Origin of the sequence: Dyella mobilis (genome assembly GCF_016904945.1) — a bacterium.
Taxonomy (GTDB): domain Bacteria; phylum Pseudomonadota; class Gammaproteobacteria; order Xanthomonadales; family Rhodanobacteraceae; genus Dyella_B; species Dyella_B mobilis.
Genome location: NZ_JADIKF010000035.1, coordinates 120,889 through 136,810, shown reverse-complemented (window position 1 = coordinate 136,810; position 15,922 = coordinate 120,889). Strand labels below are relative to the sequence as shown.

At 61.4% G+C, this 15,922-nt stretch carries 16 protein-coding genes; 10 read left to right on the top strand and 6 right to left on the bottom strand.

Translation table 11 applies throughout. The features are described 5' to 3' along the window. The first annotated feature begins 289 nt into the window (after nt 1-289). Nucleotides 290-946 carry an OmpA family protein gene (locus ISS99_RS04525; protein ID WP_239537660.1) on the top strand — a complete coding sequence of 219 codons (657 nt, stop codon included), beginning with the start codon at nt 290-292 and terminating at the stop codon, nt 944-946. Nucleotides 947-1,125: 179 nt separating this feature from the next. Here ISS99_RS04525 and ISS99_RS04520 read toward each other — a convergent pair whose 3' ends face one another. Together ISS99_RS04520 and ISS99_RS04515 are read right to left on the bottom strand one after the other, a co-directional pair. Next, nucleotides 1,126-1,740 carry a nucleotidyltransferase family protein gene (locus ISS99_RS04520; RefSeq protein ID WP_204630394.1) on the bottom strand — a complete coding sequence of 205 codons (615 nt, stop codon included), beginning with the start codon at nt 1,738-1,740 and terminating at the stop codon, nt 1,126-1,128. Continuing rightward, nucleotides 1,737-2,828 (bottom strand): XdhC family protein, encoded by a 1,092-nt coding sequence (locus tag ISS99_RS04515; RefSeq protein WP_204630393.1) that lies wholly within the window; start codon nt 2,826-2,828, stop codon nt 1,737-1,739. Before ISS99_RS04515 ends, ISS99_RS04520 begins: the two co-directional genes overlap by 4 nt. Before the next feature lie 234 nt (nt 2,829-3,062). On the opposite strand from ISS99_RS04515, the gene ISS99_RS04510 reads away from it, so the two are divergent. The 5 genes from ISS99_RS04510 (at nt 3,063) to ISS99_RS04490 (ending at nt 8,480) form a co-directional block, all read left to right on the top strand. Next, nucleotides 3,063-3,566: a (2Fe-2S)-binding protein gene (locus ISS99_RS04510; RefSeq protein ID WP_204630392.1), complete on the top strand. Its 504-nt coding sequence runs from the start codon at nt 3,063-3,065 to the stop codon at nt 3,564-3,566. Beyond that, the gene (locus ISS99_RS04505; protein WP_204630391.1) at nt 3,563-5,815 is read left to right on the top strand and encodes a xanthine dehydrogenase family protein molybdopterin-binding subunit; all 2,253 of its coding nucleotides are present in this window, start codon (nt 3,563-3,565) and stop codon (nt 5,813-5,815) included. Before ISS99_RS04510 ends, ISS99_RS04505 begins: the two co-directional genes overlap by 4 nt. Next, nucleotides 5,812-7,113: a c-type cytochrome gene (locus ISS99_RS04500; RefSeq protein WP_204630390.1), complete on the top strand. Its 1,302-nt coding sequence runs from the start codon at nt 5,812-5,814 to the stop codon at nt 7,111-7,113. Before ISS99_RS04505 ends, ISS99_RS04500 begins: the two co-directional genes overlap by 4 nt. A gap of 194 nt (nt 7,114-7,307) precedes the next feature. Next, nucleotides 7,308-8,045 carry a hypothetical protein gene (locus ISS99_RS04495; RefSeq protein WP_204630389.1) on the top strand — a complete coding sequence of 246 codons (738 nt, stop codon included), beginning with the start codon at nt 7,308-7,310 and terminating at the stop codon, nt 8,043-8,045. A 24-nt stretch (nt 8,046-8,069) separates the two neighbouring features. Then, nucleotides 8,070-8,480, top strand: a complete 411-nt coding sequence (locus ISS99_RS04490) for a GFA family protein (RefSeq protein ID WP_204630388.1) — start codon at nt 8,070-8,072, stop codon at nt 8,478-8,480. Nucleotides 8,481-8,504: 24 nt separating this feature from the next. Here ISS99_RS04490 and ISS99_RS04485 read toward each other — a convergent pair whose 3' ends face one another. Together ISS99_RS04485 and ISS99_RS04480 are read right to left on the bottom strand one after the other, a co-directional pair. Next, entirely contained in the window at nt 8,505-9,260 is a 756-nt protein-coding gene (locus tag ISS99_RS04485) for a LytR/AlgR family response regulator transcription factor (protein WP_204630387.1), read from the bottom strand. After that, a complete protein-coding gene (locus ISS99_RS04480) occupies nt 9,257-10,345 on the bottom strand; it encodes a sensor histidine kinase (RefSeq protein WP_204630386.1) in 1,089 nt (362 codons plus the stop codon). The genes ISS99_RS04485 and ISS99_RS04480 overlap by 4 nt, the downstream gene beginning before the upstream one ends. Before the next feature lie 184 nt (nt 10,346-10,529). Here ISS99_RS04480 and ISS99_RS04475 point away from each other — a divergent pair, with 184 nt between their 5' ends. Then, nucleotides 10,530-11,021, top strand: a complete 492-nt coding sequence (locus tag ISS99_RS04475; protein ID WP_204630385.1) for a hypothetical protein — start codon at nt 10,530-10,532, stop codon at nt 11,019-11,021. 29 nt (nt 11,022-11,050) lie between these two features. On the opposite strand, the gene ISS99_RS04470 is transcribed toward ISS99_RS04475, so the two are convergent. Continuing rightward, nucleotides 11,051-12,523: a pyridoxal-phosphate dependent enzyme gene (locus tag ISS99_RS04470; protein WP_204630384.1), complete on the bottom strand. Its 1,473-nt coding sequence runs from the start codon at nt 12,521-12,523 to the stop codon at nt 11,051-11,053. A gap of 151 nt (nt 12,524-12,674) precedes the next feature. Next, the gene (locus ISS99_RS04465) at nt 12,675-12,992 is read right to left on the bottom strand and encodes a putative quinol monooxygenase (RefSeq protein ID WP_204630383.1); all 318 of its coding nucleotides are present in this window, start codon (nt 12,990-12,992) and stop codon (nt 12,675-12,677) included. A gap of 122 nt (nt 12,993-13,114) precedes the next feature. On the opposite strand from ISS99_RS04465, the gene ISS99_RS04460 reads away from it, so the two are divergent. The 3 genes from ISS99_RS04460 to ISS99_RS04450 all read left to right on the top strand — a co-directional run bounded on the left by ISS99_RS04460 (nt 13,115) and on the right by ISS99_RS04450 (nt 15,708). Then, nucleotides 13,115-13,435, top strand: coding sequence for a winged helix-turn-helix transcriptional regulator (locus ISS99_RS04460; RefSeq protein ID WP_204630382.1), 321 nt, complete (start codon nt 13,115-13,117; stop codon nt 13,433-13,435). 312 nt (nt 13,436-13,747) lie between these two features. Further along, nucleotides 13,748-14,764: an alpha/beta hydrolase gene (locus ISS99_RS04455; protein WP_239537674.1), complete on the top strand. Its 1,017-nt coding sequence runs from the start codon at nt 13,748-13,750 to the stop codon at nt 14,762-14,764. A 293-nt stretch (nt 14,765-15,057) separates the two neighbouring features. Further along, the gene (locus ISS99_RS04450) at nt 15,058-15,708 is read left to right on the top strand and encodes a hypothetical protein (RefSeq protein WP_204630380.1); all 651 of its coding nucleotides are present in this window, start codon (nt 15,058-15,060) and stop codon (nt 15,706-15,708) included. Nucleotides 15,709-15,922: the final 214 nt, after the last annotated feature.

Genomic DNA, 15,922 nt, shown 5'->3' with positions numbered 1-15,922 from the left:
ACAACCTCCATGCAATGGATGCCGATGGTCCGCAAGCCCGGCTGCACAAAGGTTGTAGGTGGCAAGCAATCGACAAGTGGGTTAAACCCTTTCCGCGGACCCGGTGGCGGCTTGCAACGCCTGGCGGGGAGCATAGCAAACGAATCGTGAATCAGCGCGCTGCCTGTCACGCAGATTCGTCAACGCCGGGAGTAACCCTATCGTTAAATGACGGCATGAACGCCCAGCTGTACGCGCAAGTCGCATTCAGTTTCACGCAAGACAATACTTCGCAGCGAGAGTGATTGATATGAAACGATGGACCGTCGCTTTTCTGATACCGCTGATGGGCGCTGCGTTGCTGGCCCCTGTGGCCGCCAGCGCCCAGGTCATCCTGGTGCCGGCCCCGGCGCCGCGCTATGAACGCATTCCGATGCCGCGCCACGACTGGGCATGGCATCCCGGCTACTGGCGGTGGGCGGGCGGCGTTTATGTCTGGTCGCCGGGCGTGTGGGTAGCGGCGCCGATGGTGCCTGCGGGTTATCCGGTCGTGGTCGCCGCACCGCCTCCGCCTCCGCCTCCACCGCCGCCACGCGTCGAGCGATTGTCCGCAGATGCGCTGTTCGCCTTCGATCGCGGCAATATCGGCGACATCCGGCCGAGGGGTCTGGCCGATATTGCGCAGATCGCGGCGCGACTCAGGTCGCAGCCGTTTGGACACGTCGAGGTGCGCGGTTATACCGACCGACTGGGCAGCGATGCCTACAACATCGGTTTGTCACAGCGTCGCGCCGATGCTGTTAAAGCCATACTGGTGCAACAAGGCGTGCCGGCGGAAAAGATTCGCGCCGAAGGGTTGGGTAGCCGGGACCCGATCGTGCAATGCCCGGATACGAATCGCGATGCGTTGATTCGATGTCTGCAACCCAATCGACGCGTTGAGATCGTGACGTATCTGCGCGATTGACGGCGATTCGATTTGATTCGCCTGTGCGTAGGTTGGGTTAGCGGAGCGTAACCCAACGGCCCGAGCGTGAGTGAAGAGGAGCGAGAATTCAGAGCAATGTAAGCCGCGGCATTGGCTTCCTCTTACTTCTCGCTCTTCTTTACACGCTCCTCAGTTGGGTTACGCTCCGCTAACCCAACCTACGATTGGCTCGCCAGCCATTGATGTATACGTTCGAGGTCTTCCCGCGTATCCACGTCGATGAGATCATCGCAGGCGATGGCGTCTACTCGCTCGGCTTGCTTTTCCAGCACGGCGCGTGCACCACGCGAACCAGTGAGCGACATTAGCGCATCGAAGCAGTCACGCGGAAACAGTGCGGGTGGTCCCTGTACGCCATGCTGCGTCGTGGCGATGAGCCGATCCGGCACCTGTGCGTGTCGTTCAAGCAGCGCCTGGATCGTCGAGAGGCGCAACAACGGTTGATCGGCCAAACACAGCAACACGCCGGAAGCGTTCGGAAAAAGTCGCTTCAATTCGCCCACGCCTCGGGCGATCGAATGCCCCATGCCGAGCTGCCAGGTTTCGCAATGCACGGTAGCAAGCGGCAATCCATCAAGTGCGGATGCCACCTCGTCGACATGCGCACCCGTGACGACCAGCACCGGTGCGTGGCTGGCCAGCGCAGTTCGTGCCACGCGACGCAGCATCGGTTCGCCGGCAATCTCGGCCAGTTGCTTGATGCCACCGAAGCGACGGCTTTCTCCCGCCGCCAATACGACGATGACGGGCGATGCGGGTGCGTGCCCGGTCAATGGATGGTGCCGTCGTTATCGCGCAGCGAGCCGCCGTGGCGCCGGTTGATCACGGCCATGATTTCGGCGGCGATGGCGAGCGCGATTTCCTCGGGCGTCTCCGAGCCGATATCCAGACCTGCCGGCGCATGCAGATGCAGGCCGTTGAGCGACGGATCGCTGCGCATGCGGGCGACACGCTCGCGCGAGCCGAGCGCTCCGATATAAGCCATGGGCGCACCGATCAGCTCGCGCAGATAGGCGATGTCGTGTTCGAGATTGTGCGTCATCACGACCACGGAACTGTGTTCATCCCATGGCAACGATGTTCGCAGCTGCGCCGGTGTGGCGCACACGGTGTTCAATTCGGCCGGAAGACCGACGCTGCGCAGGCGTGCCGGATCCTGGTCGACCAGGGTGGTTTGCCAGCCGAGTGCGCGGGCGAGCGGCAGCAGCGCGCGTGCAGCGGCGCTGCTGCCGATGACGACCAGTGCGTGTGGCGGCGTGATGGCCTCGATCAATACATCCGTCATGCCGAACGTGGAGGGCAGGCGCAGAGTGGTAGCGCGCTGCAAAGTGTTGGCGGCGGTCTGCGCGATGATTGCCTGCGCTAGCGATGGGTCGTTGATGGAGGCGTGCAGGATGCTGTTTGCGTTCCATATCTGCCGCTGCGGCATCACTGCTTTGCCGTCGATGGCAAACAACGTGGCGACGTGCGCGTGCAGGCGACGGTCGAGACAGTGTGCGAGCACGTCGATAAAGTCGGTGTCGCGGCGCCCCAGCAAGGGTTCGATCAATACTTCCAGCTCGCCGCCGCAGCCCATCTCCATCAATACGTCCAGCCCCGAGTCGCCGTTATAGGACACCAGGCGCGGTGCGCCGTTGTCGATGGCTTCCAGCGCGCGCGCCACGATGTCTCGTTGCGGGCAGCCACCGGACAGTTCGCACACCACGCTGCCGTCGCTGTGCACCAGCATGCGCGTGCCGGCGCGGCGAAAGGTCGATCCGCGGGTGCGGGTGAGCGTGGTCAGCGCGGCCTTGGACGAAGCATCGTCATGCAGCTTGCGCAGTGCCTCGATCAGAGTGCTCAGTTCACGTGCCGAATTCATCGGTTCCAGCGCCGGAAAGGCAGGCGCAGCGAGTGCGTCATGGTGTGAGGTATATAGCGCACGAAACCGTCTCCGGACCAGGGCCGCGCGGGCGAATGGAACATTCACGTGGCATGCAATTCATCCTATCGCCTCATGCCATCTTCTGATATACCGTTGCGATACAGCGGATTTGCCCGGTTGGCGGCTTCAGTCCGGCTTCCGCGTGCTCGCCGGCGTCGTGCGGAGGTATCCATGCTGACCTTGTCCGTGAATGGCCAATCCCATCCGGTCGACGTTCCGGACGACATGCCGCTGTTGTGGGTGTTGCGCGACGTGATCGGCCTCACCGGCACCAAGTTCGGTTGCGGCATTGCCCAATGCGGCGCCTGCACGGTGCACCTGGACGGCGAGGCGGTGCGCTCCTGCGTGCTGCCGGTCGGCGCCATCGGCCAACGTGCCATCACCACGATCGAAGCGGTGGGCAATACGCCGAGCGGCCAGAAGATCCAGCAAGCCTGGCTGGACGTGGATGTGGTGCAGTGCGGTTACTGCCAGTCCGGGCAGATCATGTCCGCAGCGGCTTTGTTGCAGCGGGTGCCCAACCCCAGCGACGCAGATATCGACGCGGCCATGTCCGGCAATATTTGCCGCTGCGCCACCTATGTGCGCATTCGTGCCGCGATCAAACAGGCCGCGACGGGCAAGCAGGAACTGCTGCAAACCCTCGTTAGCGAGCCCAAAGGAGCTGCGCCATGACGCGGCACGATGACGGTATCGATCTGGGGCGCCGCCACGCCATGCAGACGGGTGGGCTGGCGATCGCCTTTCTGTGGCTCGGTGGCGTGGGCACGGCCAGGGCAATGATCGATGCGCGCCGCCAGCCCGGCGACGCGGCAGCAGCATTGGCGGACGGCAACCCGCCGTTTGCGCCCAATGCTTTCATTCGCATCGACGCCCATGGCGCCATCCGCCTGGTCATGCCGTCGGTGGAAATGGGGCAGGGCGTCTATACAGGCGCAAGCATGCTGCTGGCCGAGGAATTGGGTGTCGGGCTGGATCAGATCAACGTGGAACACGCACCTCCCAGCGACGAACTCTACGGCATGCCGTTGCTGGGCGGACAAATCACCGGCGGCTCCACCAGCACGCGCGGCAGTTGGCAGGTGCTGCGCGAAGCGGGCGCCGTCGCGCGCACGATGCTGGTGACGGCCGCGGCTGCGCAATGGCACGTCGATCCCGCCGCCTGCACCGTCGAACGCGGCGTGATTCATCACGCAGCGTCGGGGCGTAGCGTGGCGTTTGGTGCGGTGGCCGTTGCTGCGGGCAAACTGCCCATGCCCGACAAAGTGCAGCTGACCGATCCCAAGGATTTCAAACTGCTCGGCAAGCCGATGCGCCGCGTCGATTCGCCGGACAAGGTCAAGGGCGCGACGCAATTCGGTATCGACGTGCGGCTGACGGGCATGAAGATCGCCACGGTGATGGCCTGTCCAACCTTGGCCGGCAAGCTCGCAAGTGTGGACGACAAGGCGGCGCGCGCCGTGCCGGGCGTCGTGACGGTGCTGCGCCTGGACAACGCCGTCGCCGTGGTGGGCGATCACTTCTGGGCAGCGAAACAGGGCCTGCAGGCGCTGAACATCACCTGGGACCACGGCCCCAATGCCACGCTGACGACGCAGCAACTGCGCGATGCATTGGCGGAAAGCGCCCGCCATGGCCAATCCATCGTTGCGGTGGATACCGGCTCGCGTCCTGCGCAGGGCACGACGGTCCACTCTGAGTACCGTTCGCCGATGCTTGCGCACGCGACGATGGAGCCGATGAATGCGACGGTTTCCGTCACTGCCGACAAGTGCGAAGTGTGGACGGGCACGCAGGTGCCAATGCGTGCATTGCAGGCGGCGGCAAAAATCACCGGCCTGGCCGAAGACAAGGTCGTGCTGCACAACCAATACCTGGGCGGCGGTTTTGGGCGCCGCCTGGAAACGGATTGGGTAGAGCAGGCCGTGGCCTTGGCCAAGCAGGTTTCCTACCCCTTGAAGGTGGTGTGGACACGCGAGGAAGACATTCGCCACGACCGCGTTCGCCCGATGTATCACGACGTTGTTTCGGCGGTGCTGGATGCCAACGGCATGCCGGCCTGGTTCGGTTACCGCACCAGCGGCAGCTCGGTGCTGGCACGCTTCGCGCCACCGGCGATGGGCAAGGACGGCATGGACAGCGATGCGGTGGAATGTGTCGCGCAGATGCCTTATGACATTCCGGCGAAGAAAGTAGAATGGATTCGCCACGACATGCCCATCGGCCTGGTTACCGGCTGGTGGCGTGGCGTGGGGCCTACTCACAATCTGTTTGTGGTGGAAAGCTTCGTGGACGAAATGGCGCATCGCGCCGGCAAAGATCCGCTGGAATATCGACGCGCATTGCTGCAGAAAAATCCGCGCACGCTTGCCGTATTGAATCTTGCCGCGGAAAAAATCGGCTGGGGAAAGACGCTGCCGTCACGCGTGGGGCGCGGCATCGCCTTGGGCGAACCGTTCGGTAGCCGCATTTGCGCCATGGTCGAAGCCGAAGTGACGCCGCAGGGCGAGGTGCATCTGCGGCGTGTGGTGGCGGCGCTCGATTGCGGCATGATCGTCAACAGCAGTTCGATCGAGGCGCAAATTCAGGGCGGTTTGCTATTTGGTCTCAGCGCCGCCATGTTCAATGCCATTACGATCAAGGACGGCGGCATCGAACAAGGCAATTTCAACGACTATCGCAGCCTGCGTATCAACGAGGCACCGAGTGTCGAATTCTATCGTGTGGTCAATGCGGAGCCGCCGGGAGGCCTGGGCGAAGTAGGCACGGCCATCGCCGCTCCCGCCCTCGCCAATGCCATCTTTGCGGCAACCGGCGTACGACTGTACGAGCTTCCGGTGGATCGCCGCCTGCTGGTGCAAAGCCCGGACGCGCTGAAGTCGGTGGTATCGGCGAGCCGGCCTGAGAGGAGGGACGCAACGTGATCCGTTTCCTCGCCATCGTCGTGGTGTTGGTGGTGCTGGGTGTCGGCACCTATGCCTATTTGAATCGCACGGATAGTTCTGACGGAACCGCACCCGTCATGGCCGGCGCACCGGTGTCGGCCGATGTCGTGGCGCGCGGCGAATATCTGACCAAGGCCGCCGACTGCACGGCCTGCCACACTGTGCCTGGTTCCAATGAGCCGTTTGCCGGTGGCGTGGTGTTCAAGCTGCCGTTCGGCACCATCTATTCGTCCAATATCACGGCGGATGATGCGACCGGTATCGGCAGCTGGAGCGACGACGATTTTGTGCGTGCCGTGCGCGAAGGCGTACGCAAGGACGGCCAGCATCTGTATCCGGCATTCCCTTATACGTCTTACACACAGCTCAGCCGCAGCGACGTATTGGCAATCAAGGCCTACCTTTTCAGTTTGCCGAAGATTGCGCAAGCCGATCGCCCCAATGACTTGTCTTTCCCTTACAGCCAGCGCTGGTTGATGGGGTTCTGGAACGCCGCTTTCTTCAAGAGCCAGCGCTTTGCGCCGGACCCCGCGCAATCGGCGCAGTGGAACAGCGGCAAGTACCTGGCGATAGCGCTTGGACATTGCGGCGAATGCCATACCCCGCGAAATGCCGGTTTCGGCCTGGAGCACAGCAACGCATTGGCTGGCGAGGAACTGCAAGGCTGGCGAGCCTACAACATCACCTCCGACAAGCAGCACGGCATTGGCGCCTGGTCCGATGACGACATCGCGAGCTATTTGCATACCGGGCACGCCGACGGCCGGGGTTCGGCGGCCGGCCCGATGGCCGAGGTGGTCGAAAACAGTCTGCGCTTCCTTGATGACGCCGACACCAAGGCACTGGTTGCGTATTTGCGCGCCGTTCCTGCACGCGAAGGGAGCATGCCCATCACCATCGATGCCAGTGCCGCGCCGGCCATGGCCTCCAACGCTGCGGCGCCCGGTAACGGCGAAGCCGGCAGCACCGGGCAGCACCTGTTTGAAGGTGCGTGTGCGAGCTGTCATCAATGGGATGGCAAAGGCCGCCAGACGCCTTATGCATCGTTGCTCGGCAGCCGCGGCGTGAACGACGTGCATGGTGCCAATGTCACGCAAATCATTCTGCATGGCGAAGACTTGCGCGCGCAGGGGCCGAATATCTTCATGCCCGGTTTCGGCAAGACCTATTCCGATACCGAAGTCGCCGCGCTGGCCAATTATGTGATCGGTCATTTCGGCGGCAAGCAGGGCGACGTTACGCCTTATGAGGTGGGGCGCCTGCGAAAGGGGATGTAGTTCCGGCTGCCCGCGCGCCTGTCAAAAATTTTCCCGGCTGCTGTCGAATTCCGGTCTGGCCGTTCGTCACTAAGGAAAGGTGGGGCAACCGGCCTCATTTTCCTCGTGCCTGCCTCCCGGGAAGAGCTGAGCTACACGGCACGTTTCTAGCTGAAATGATCGATGGCGGAGAGGGGACCATGCGCATAAACAGGATGGGCACAACGATAGTCTCGAGCCTCGTATTGCTCGCCGGGCTTGGTACGGCACAGGTAGCGATGGCGCAAGACGCCGCGCCAAGCTATCCGAAGATGGCCCCGGTCGATCAATACCTGATGCCGGACAAGGCCGCCGAGATCGCCCTGGCGCGCAGTGCGGCGCCGGCATCCGTTTCCCGCGACGCGACGGTCCTGGTGCTGGGGCACCATGGCTACGAAAAAGCGGTGGAGGGCAAGAACGGCTTCGTCTGCTGGGTAGGTAGGGGTTGGATGGGGCCATTCGACTGGCCCGAATTCTGGAACCCGAAAGTGCGGGCTGCCGATTGCCTGAATCCTCAGGCTGCGCGTTCACTGGTACCCGGTATTTATCTGCGCGCCAAGATGATCATGGAGGGCCGTTCCAAGGCGGAGGCCGTGTCGGCGCTCAAGGCGGCATTCGAGCGCAAGCAACTGCCAAGCCTGGAAAGCGGCGCCATGGATTACATGATGTCGAAGTCGTCATACCTGACCGACCAGGGCGGACACGACATGCCGCATCTCATGTTCTTTACCCAGGTCAAGGATGGCAACGACTGGGGCTCCGGCGCCGACGGTTCGCCCGTGATGTCCAGCCCCTATTGGTTCTTCACTCCGGATCAACAAGCCCAGGTGAAGGGCTTGCCGCCCATTCTGGTGTTCCTGGTTGCCGTGCCCAATTGGTCCGACGGCACGCCTGCCGACATGCAAGGCCATTGATCACGGGGATGTGGCGAGGATTCGATGCTCAAGACATACACTGGAAGCTGCCACTGTGGTGCCGTTCGTTTCGAAGCGGACCTCGATATCAGTGCCGGCACCGGCAAATGCAATTGCACCATCTGCAGCAAGATGCGCCTGTGGTCGGTCAATGCATTTCCCGAGGCATTTCGCTTGCTGGCAGGCGAGGGCGATCTCACCGACTATCGGGGGCGCGGCAATTCGGTCGCGCATCATCAATTCTGCAAGCACTGCGGCATCAGGGCATTTGAATGGGTCGACATGCCCAATATGAGCGGCAGCAAGTATTACAACATCAACGTTACCTGCCTCGATGGCGTCGATATCGATGAATTGATGCATGCGCCGGTGACGTATTTCGACGGACTCAACGACAATTGGGACGAAACGCCTGCGGAGACACGGCACCTGTAGCAACGAACGGCAGCTTGCACGGATTCAGGGCAATCGCGAATGAGCGGTATCCAGTCGCAGACGGTGGCGAAAGCGCCGGCTGACGCGAAGTTCGGTGCCATCTTTCAGGGTGATGATGGCATCCCGGCTGGGCAACAGGCTGAAGCCTTGCATCCGCTCCAGCGCGACGATGCTCGAGCGGTGGATGCGCGCAAATTGCGTTGGGTGCAGGCGCTGCTCGATGCTGTCGAGACTGCAGTGGATCATGTGGGTGCGCTTTCCCACGTGGAGCGTTACGTAATCGCCGCTGGCTTCTATCCAGTCGATATCGCTGACTTCAACCCACTGCAGTTTCCCGCCGCTGCGCACTTCCAAACGCGGTTCCCACCGGGGATTCTCCTGACCTGCGGAATGGGCCAGCTGTTTCCCGGCGGACCTTTCCAGAAGGCGTTGGCGCGCCAGGCGCAATGCGTCGGCGAACCGGTCGTCGTCGATAGGCTTCATGACGTAGTCGATGGCGCGTACGTCAAAGGCCTTGAGTGCGTAGCTCGCATGGGCGGTAAGAAAAATGACCAGCGGCGGGTCCTGGCACTTCAGTCGCGAGAGCATCTGAAAGCCATCCAGGCCCGGCATCTGCACGTCCAGGAAGATCAGTTCCGGCTGCAATCGATCGATGATTTCCACCGCGTCTTCGCAGCAATCGGCCTCGCCAACCACGCTTACATCAGGTGCTCGCCGCAGGCACACCTTTACGCCACGGCGCGCCAGCGGTTCATCATCGACGATGACTACGCGGATCACGCCACCCCCGCTAAGGCTTGCCGCGGAACTTCGATGGTGACGTTCCAGCCACGTTGCGCGTCGACCGAAGTAGAGAATCGATAGTTGTTTTTGTAGCGGGCGGCAAGGCGCTCGGCGGTATTGTTCAAGCCGACGCCGGCGGCGTTGCCGTGCTCCTGCGTTGCGCCGGTACTGTTTTCGATGCGGATGCGGACGTCGCTCCCTTCGCTCGTCACCGTGATGGAAAGCCTGCCTTCGCCGGTGTGGGCGGCGATGCCGTGGCGAATGGCATTCTCCACCAGCGGCTGGAGCAGCAGGTGGGGAATCTGCGTATCCCTTACGGCGGGATCGCAATGCACCGACACGACCAGCCTCTGACCAAGCCGGACGCGCTCGATCTCTACATACTGCATGACCTGGGTGAGTTCCTGCGCGATGGTGACGTCGCCGTGTTGCGACGGTTCCAGGGTCGAGCGCAGGAAATTCGCCAGCAGGGAGATCATGCGCCGGGCCGCCTGTGTTTCCCCTTCGCCCACCAGGGTGGAAATGCCGTTGAGCGCGTTGAACAGGAAATGAGGAGTGATCTGATAGCGAAGCGCCTTGAGTTCCGCTTCCCGCGCCAGCGACTCCGCCGCCAAAAGCTGCCGTTCCCGTTCGCCTGCTTCGCGCCACTGCCAGGCCCCGCGATAAAGCGCGCTCCAGGCCAGCAGCATGATCGCCGGGGCGAACGCATTGGCGAACCCGACCAGGGCAACCGAACTCCAATGCACCCCTCCGGGCTTTGCATGCCCGCACAAGGCCTCCACGACCGTTCCGGTCGTCGAGCAGGCAATACCGAGTACATAGGCGACTGCCACGGTCAGCACAATGGTCTTCAGCCACGGCGCCCGCTTGGCGATCAGATGCCGGGACAGGGCGAGCATCACCAGGCTGGCGAAAAAGGCGGCGACGGACGTGCCAAGAAAGTACAGCAATACGGGATACGTATCTCGATAGGGCAGCGCTCCCAGCGCGCTGACCAGGCCGTAAGCCAGCCAACCCGCAACCTGGCATAGCCAGAACCGCCTGCGATCGATTTGTCCGCTGTCTTGTCCCATGCGCGGCATAGTTTGCTCTAGCAGAATGCTGCTGAAAAGTTGTCCTGGTACCGCTCGACCGGCTCGATCGGTCCTCCTGGCGAAATCGGAGCCACGTGCATCGTGGATGCGCTCACTATTCCCCGGCGCCTTTGCCACCAGCAGGGCGGCCCGCTCCCGTTCGGCCGTCTTGCTCCCTACCGGATGAGATCAAATGGACCGTACCCGAAAAATCAGTGCGAGCGCGATTCTCAAAGCGACCTTGCTTGCCGGTGTCCTCGACATCCTTTCTGCCGGGTTGTATGCCGCGATCGCTGGACACAACCCGGTATTCGTTCCCGTTGGCATCGCCTCTGCGGTATGGGTTGGCGCAAGGCATGCGCCCTTTGCAGCTATTGTCGTGGGCCTGGCTCTGCATTTTTGCATCATGTTCGTGATGGTTGGCGCTTTCGCCTTCGCCAGCGGTCGCAAACCGGAGCTTGCAGAGCGTCCCGTGCTTGTCGGAACGGTCTACGGACTCGTGCTCTATGCAGTCATGTATCTCATCGTCTTGCCTTTGCGCTGGCCGTCACTCTTTCCGAATTTTGCGGTCGCTGGCGTTGTCGAGGAGCTGTTCAGTCACATCGCCCTGGTGGGTATTCCGATCGTCTGGGTGATTGGTCGTTCGATGAGTTTACCGTTGAAAGATGGCCTTGCTCACGCCTGAGCCATCCTTCAGCCGGTTTGCGGTGCAGCTCAGGACAGATACCGGCGTACGTCTTCATCAGCGAGATTTCCGCCGCAGAGCAGGGTGGCGACGCGCTTTCCGGCATAGGTGGCCGTATCTGCGAGCAAGGCGGCGATGCCCAGCGCTCCAGCCGGTTCGGTCACCACGCCTGCATGCCGGTGCACGAGGCGCATGGCGTCGACGATGACCGCGTCGTCGACCTGCAAGACGTCATCGACCAGAGGCAGCATGTCTGCAACTGCTTCAGGTATCGGCACGCGCACAGCCACGCCATCGGCAATGGTGGCGGCATCCTCATCGATGGCGCGACCAGCCTTCCAGCTGCGCGCCATCGCGGGCGCACCGCGAGCGACAACGCCGATGACTCGTGTTGCAGGTGCCGCCGCCTTGACCCAGCGCGCAATACCATTGAGCAGGGCGCCGTTGCCCAAGGGCACCAGCACCACATCCGGGGCAGGTGTCGTCGCCAGAAGCTCCACGGCGATACTGCCGGCCCCTTCGCTGATTTCCGGTTCGAGCCCGTCTTCCACCATCCACTTGCCGTGCTCGGCGCAATAGGTCCTGGCCAGCGCCTTGGCCTCGTCAAAGTCGCGTCCCTGCAAATGCAGCGTGGCACCGAGCTGCCGCATGCGCCTGGCCTTGAGCGTATTCACGGATGTGGCGGCAAAGACATCCATCGGCTCGCTTCGTTTGCGCGCTACATAAGCCATGGCTTGCCCCCAGTTGCCGGCGCTGGCGCAGGCCATGGGTCGCGCATCTCCACGAGTGCGCGCGCAACGGAAGAAATGGTCCGCGCCACGTCCCTTGAAAGAGCGGATCGGATTGAGCGTTTCCACTTTGATGGTCAGCTCGCATCCCAAGGCCTCGGATAGGGGCTCGCAGAGAAATTGCGGACTGTGCAGAAACACCGGGTCCACCTCCAGGCTGGCCGCCCGAATGCCGTCGAGGGTGACACGGTGCGTCGGCGTGGCAACTGTCGGGAGCTGGGACCGCTCCGAAAGGGGGCGTATCGCGTCTTCACCCGCGGCCCGATCCAGCATCAATACTCCATCAAGGTGATCGATCTCGTGCTGGAACAGCTCCGATAGGTCCGGCGGGAGGCGTTCCCAGAGGCGCGGTTGACCGTGTTTGTCGACGTAACGCATGCTGATGGAGCGATGACGCCGAACCCTGACGAGACGGCCGGGTACGCTCAGGCAGTCGTCCCACACATCCATGGTCTCGTCGCTTTTCCAGACGATCGAAGGATTGATCAGCGCGAACGGCGTGGCGCCGAGGTGGGCGGCAATGATGCGCAGATTGGCGCCGACCTGAGGCGCTGCGATGGCGCGGCCAAACCCCACCCTCTGACGGAATTCGGCCAACGTGGCCGCAAGATCCTCGATCAGCAGGCGAATATCCCGATCAACGGCAACGACTGGTTCAGCGCAACGGCGCAGGCGCGGATCGTCGCTGGTCAGGATGGAGAGAATGTTTGCCATGACGCGCTTCAGTTGAATGGGTGCGACAGCATAGGGCCGCCATGGCTGTGCGGCGCCGCGTTGTGAGGCCCTCTTTTGAGGATTTGCCGCACGATGCCGCCAAACTTGGCAGGCGAGCATCGCACGGGCGTGTTGGGGCGGCCAGGTACATTCAATCAGCAACGCCACCTGCTACGGCGGTGAGCTCGTAGTGGCGCATTTCCTCGATCAGCGGCACGTAGGCGCGTATGGCGGCCAGAAAGGGTGGAAAGTGCTCGCTCTTGCGAAACTTCTGCAAGTGGTCGTCGGCAGAGGTCCAGCGGATTCGAAGCACATACGTACCGGCTTCATCCATGCATCGGCTCAATTCGTAGCCGAGGCAGAATGGGCTGGCCGCGAGGCTTGAGGCGGCACGCGCATAATCCGCTTCAAAGGCGGCGCACGTCGCCGGCGGCAATTTGTAACGAATATACTCAACGATCACGCTCATTCTCCGCGATGGCCATGGATGGTGGCCGCATTATGTTTTCTTGGAAGGCGGCGCGATACGCACCATCCGGTAACCTCGCGCAGTCGGGTTGAGCGTGCCGACTCCAACGAAGATGGATCGCCATGTCTCTGCTTGAACAGAACACCTTTATCTGTCCGGTTGAGCTTGCCTTGAAAGCGATCGCCGGCAAATGGAAGCCAGCGATCCTGTGGGAGCTGGCCTCGGGCGCCAAACGATTCAACGAGCTGCAAGGCGCCATGCCCGGCATCTCGCACAAAGTCCTCAATCAGCAACTGACACAACTTCAGCGCGACGGCATGGTGATGCACCATGGCGCTGAGCTGGAGCTGCACGCGGGCTATGCGCTTACGCCATTGGGAGAAACACTTCGTCCTTCGCTCGATGCGTTGGCTCAGTGGGGAAAATTGCATGGCGAACGTTAGCGTGGCCCGATAGCCTGACGAAAGCTCCATTCCCGAGACCACGTCTCGTTATCGCTTTGTGTTGTTATTCCTGTTTTGACAGCTTTGCTGTGAGGCGTCTCCGTTGATTTGCGTCACTCTTAAATCGAGGCATAAAGAGCGGGCCGTTAACGAGGGACTGGCCAAGGTCATCCGCTTCTTCCGCTCAGCGGTACACACCCATTTTGCCCACGTGATCCGAACTCCCTGAACTTCCTGCGTCGCCTCATGTCGATGAAGGGGGTTATTCGGCGTGCTGTCCGGACCATCGAGGGGAGACATACCTTGAACAGGATGTACCTGAAGGCGAGCGGCGCCCTCCTGTTGGCCGCGATGTTCGGCCAGGCCACGGCCACTGGAGCCAGCCACGGCACCACCTCGCAGCGCATACCGGACAGCTATGCGCACGAGGCGAAGCTGATCGACCTCGGCCAAGGCCGCTACCTCAATCTGCGTTGTTCGGGCAGCGGGCCGCAGACCATCCTGTTGGAGGCCGGCGCGGTCGCCGACTCCTCCACCTGGTACAAGGTGCAGCCGCTCTTGGCCGCGCACGCGCGCGTCTGCGCATACGACCGGGCAGGGTTCGGCTTCAGCAGCGAGGGGCCGTTGCCGCGAGGTCTCGATGCCGACGTGTCGGATCTGCATGCGCTGATCCAGCGCGCCGGCCTTGCCACTCCTCTGGTGATGGTGGGGCATTCGCTGGGCAGCAACATCGTTCGGCTGTACGCGAGTCGCTATCCGACGGACGTGAGCGCGATGGTTTTGCTCGATCCGCCCGCACAAGACATCGGCCGGTTCGCTCCTGGCTGGCAAAAGGATGAAGACACCCTCTCGGTACAGCGGTTCGCGTTTATTCGCCAATGCGAGGCCGCCGCCGAAAAGCACGAACTGTCATCCGCCGATCCGAAACTGAGTCAATGTCTCGGCGGACCCGATCCGCTCGCCAGCGCCAAGCTCAACGCGGTGAACCTGGCCCTCATGTCGAAGCCGGCGTACTGGCACACCGTGCTGTCGGTACTTCAAAACAATGTCGAGATATTCAAACAGCCCGTGTCAAAGCAGGAGACGCACGGTTCGACACCCCTGATCGTGCTGTCCGCCGCCAGCACCTACGCCGATGCGTTGCCGCGTGACCGCAAAGGGCTGGAAGAAGCCCGCGCCCACACGCAGGCGCAGATCGTCGCCACGTCCTCCAGCGGTACGCTGGTGCACGTCGCCAATACCTCGCATGACATCCAGATCGATCAGCCGGGTGCGGTGGCCAAGGCGGTCATGCAGGCTATGGTGATGGCACAGCGCGCGCCGAAGTAATGCTGCCCAACCGATGCGTCGGTAAATGTGCTGGCCGGAGCCGCGGCCACACCCAAAGCTATAGTTGCTGACACGATGCCAACTGCAGAAGTATTGAGTCAGGCGCTGGAATGCCTTGGGGAGGTACATGAGCCCATCCCGCCTACTGAGACACCTCCAGTTTCAACAGAACCTGTGGACGAACCGCCCCGGGGTGGGCTACCTGGAGACGAGCCACCTTTGATCGTGCCGCCCGGGGTTATACCTTGGTTCGCACCACCAGTATTGCCGGCAGGCACTCAGAATCCATGTCAATGATCAAATCTGAAGAAAGCAACACCGCCTTACTTTGGGATAAGGTTGCTTCTGCGCGAGGGGGTGATCCTAAAGCTGCAATTGCCGCAGCCATGCTGATCCATAAATTTCCACTAATCGCGCAGCGTACAGGATTAAGCTCCGAATACGAATTCTTTGCGAATTTCGGTATGCGGTCGACTGATCCTGAGGTTCTTGTTGCTGCGGGCGAGGCGCTATTCCTGGGAAAAAGGTTGGCGCGCAACGCAAGAATGGGTATGCGCTATTTTTTAAAAGCAAACAAATCGTCTCCATTTATGGGGGCATTTATGATTGCGCGACTAGATATTTTTCAAGATCGTCCAATGGCCGGAAAAATGCTGGAGAAGGGGGCGAAGTCAGGACACATTCCATCTGCGGTACTGTTGGCAAGGTTTCGATACCGTAAAATTAAAAGATATCTATTTATTTTTGCATTGCCCATTCTCCTGATTCATTCGATAAAATGCGGCATGCTTATAACTTTAGGATTAAAGGATAAGGATAATCTACATATGCGATTTTGGCGCTACAAAGACGCCGGTCTAGCGCGACAAAAGGAACTAGCCAGAGTCATGCCCATTGACAGGGCGTCTCCCTTCGAAGATATAGACGAGGTCTTGTTGGATTGAATAAGAGAACTGTCGCTGTGTATTCGCCGCAACCCAGAATCTAGTCGGTCGTTTTTTTTGAAGGCCCGTCGTACGGAAGGTCAGCCCAAGGTGGAATGGTGCAGGGTGATTAGGGGTGGTTATCGGGGTAGGGCAGATCAACCTTCGTTCTGCTGTTCTCTGCAGAATCGTGGCGTCGATAAGCGCACCTTCACCGCCCTTCATTGCGGCCGCG

Coding starts and splice junctions, on each gene's coding strand:
- ISS99_RS04495 (WP_204630389.1), top strand. CDS start 7,308: ATGGGCACAACGATAGTCTCGAGCCTCGTATTGCTCGCCGGGCTTGGT.
- ISS99_RS04515 (WP_204630393.1), bottom strand. CDS start 2,828: ATGAATTCGGCACGTGAACTGAGCACTCTGATCGAGGCACTGCGCAAG.
- ISS99_RS04470 (WP_204630384.1), bottom strand. CDS start 12,523: ATGGCAAACATTCTCTCCATCCTGACCAGCGACGATCCGCGCCTGCGC.
- ISS99_RS04450 (WP_204630380.1), top strand. CDS start 15,058: ATGATCAAATCTGAAGAAAGCAACACCGCCTTACTTTGGGATAAGGTT.
- ISS99_RS04510 (WP_204630392.1), top strand. CDS start 3,063: ATGCTGACCTTGTCCGTGAATGGCCAATCCCATCCGGTCGACGTTCCG.
- ISS99_RS04455 (WP_239537674.1), top strand. CDS start 13,748: ATGTACCTGAAGGCGAGCGGCGCCCTCCTGTTGGCCGCGATGTTCGGC.
- ISS99_RS04480 (WP_204630386.1), bottom strand. CDS start 10,345: ATGCCGCGCATGGGACAAGACAGCGGACAAATCGATCGCAGGCGGTTC.
- ISS99_RS04475 (WP_204630385.1), top strand. CDS start 10,530: ATGGACCGTACCCGAAAAATCAGTGCGAGCGCGATTCTCAAAGCGACC.
- ISS99_RS04525 (WP_239537660.1), top strand. CDS start 290: ATGAAACGATGGACCGTCGCTTTTCTGATACCGCTGATGGGCGCTGCG.
- ISS99_RS04460 (WP_204630382.1), top strand. CDS start 13,115: ATGTCTCTGCTTGAACAGAACACCTTTATCTGTCCGGTTGAGCTTGCC.
- ISS99_RS04505 (WP_204630391.1), top strand. CDS start 3,563: ATGACGCGGCACGATGACGGTATCGATCTGGGGCGCCGCCACGCCATG.
- ISS99_RS04465 (WP_204630383.1), bottom strand. CDS start 12,992: ATGAGCGTGATCGTTGAGTATATTCGTTACAAATTGCCGCCGGCGACG.
- ISS99_RS04490 (WP_204630388.1), top strand. CDS start 8,070: ATGCTCAAGACATACACTGGAAGCTGCCACTGTGGTGCCGTTCGTTTC.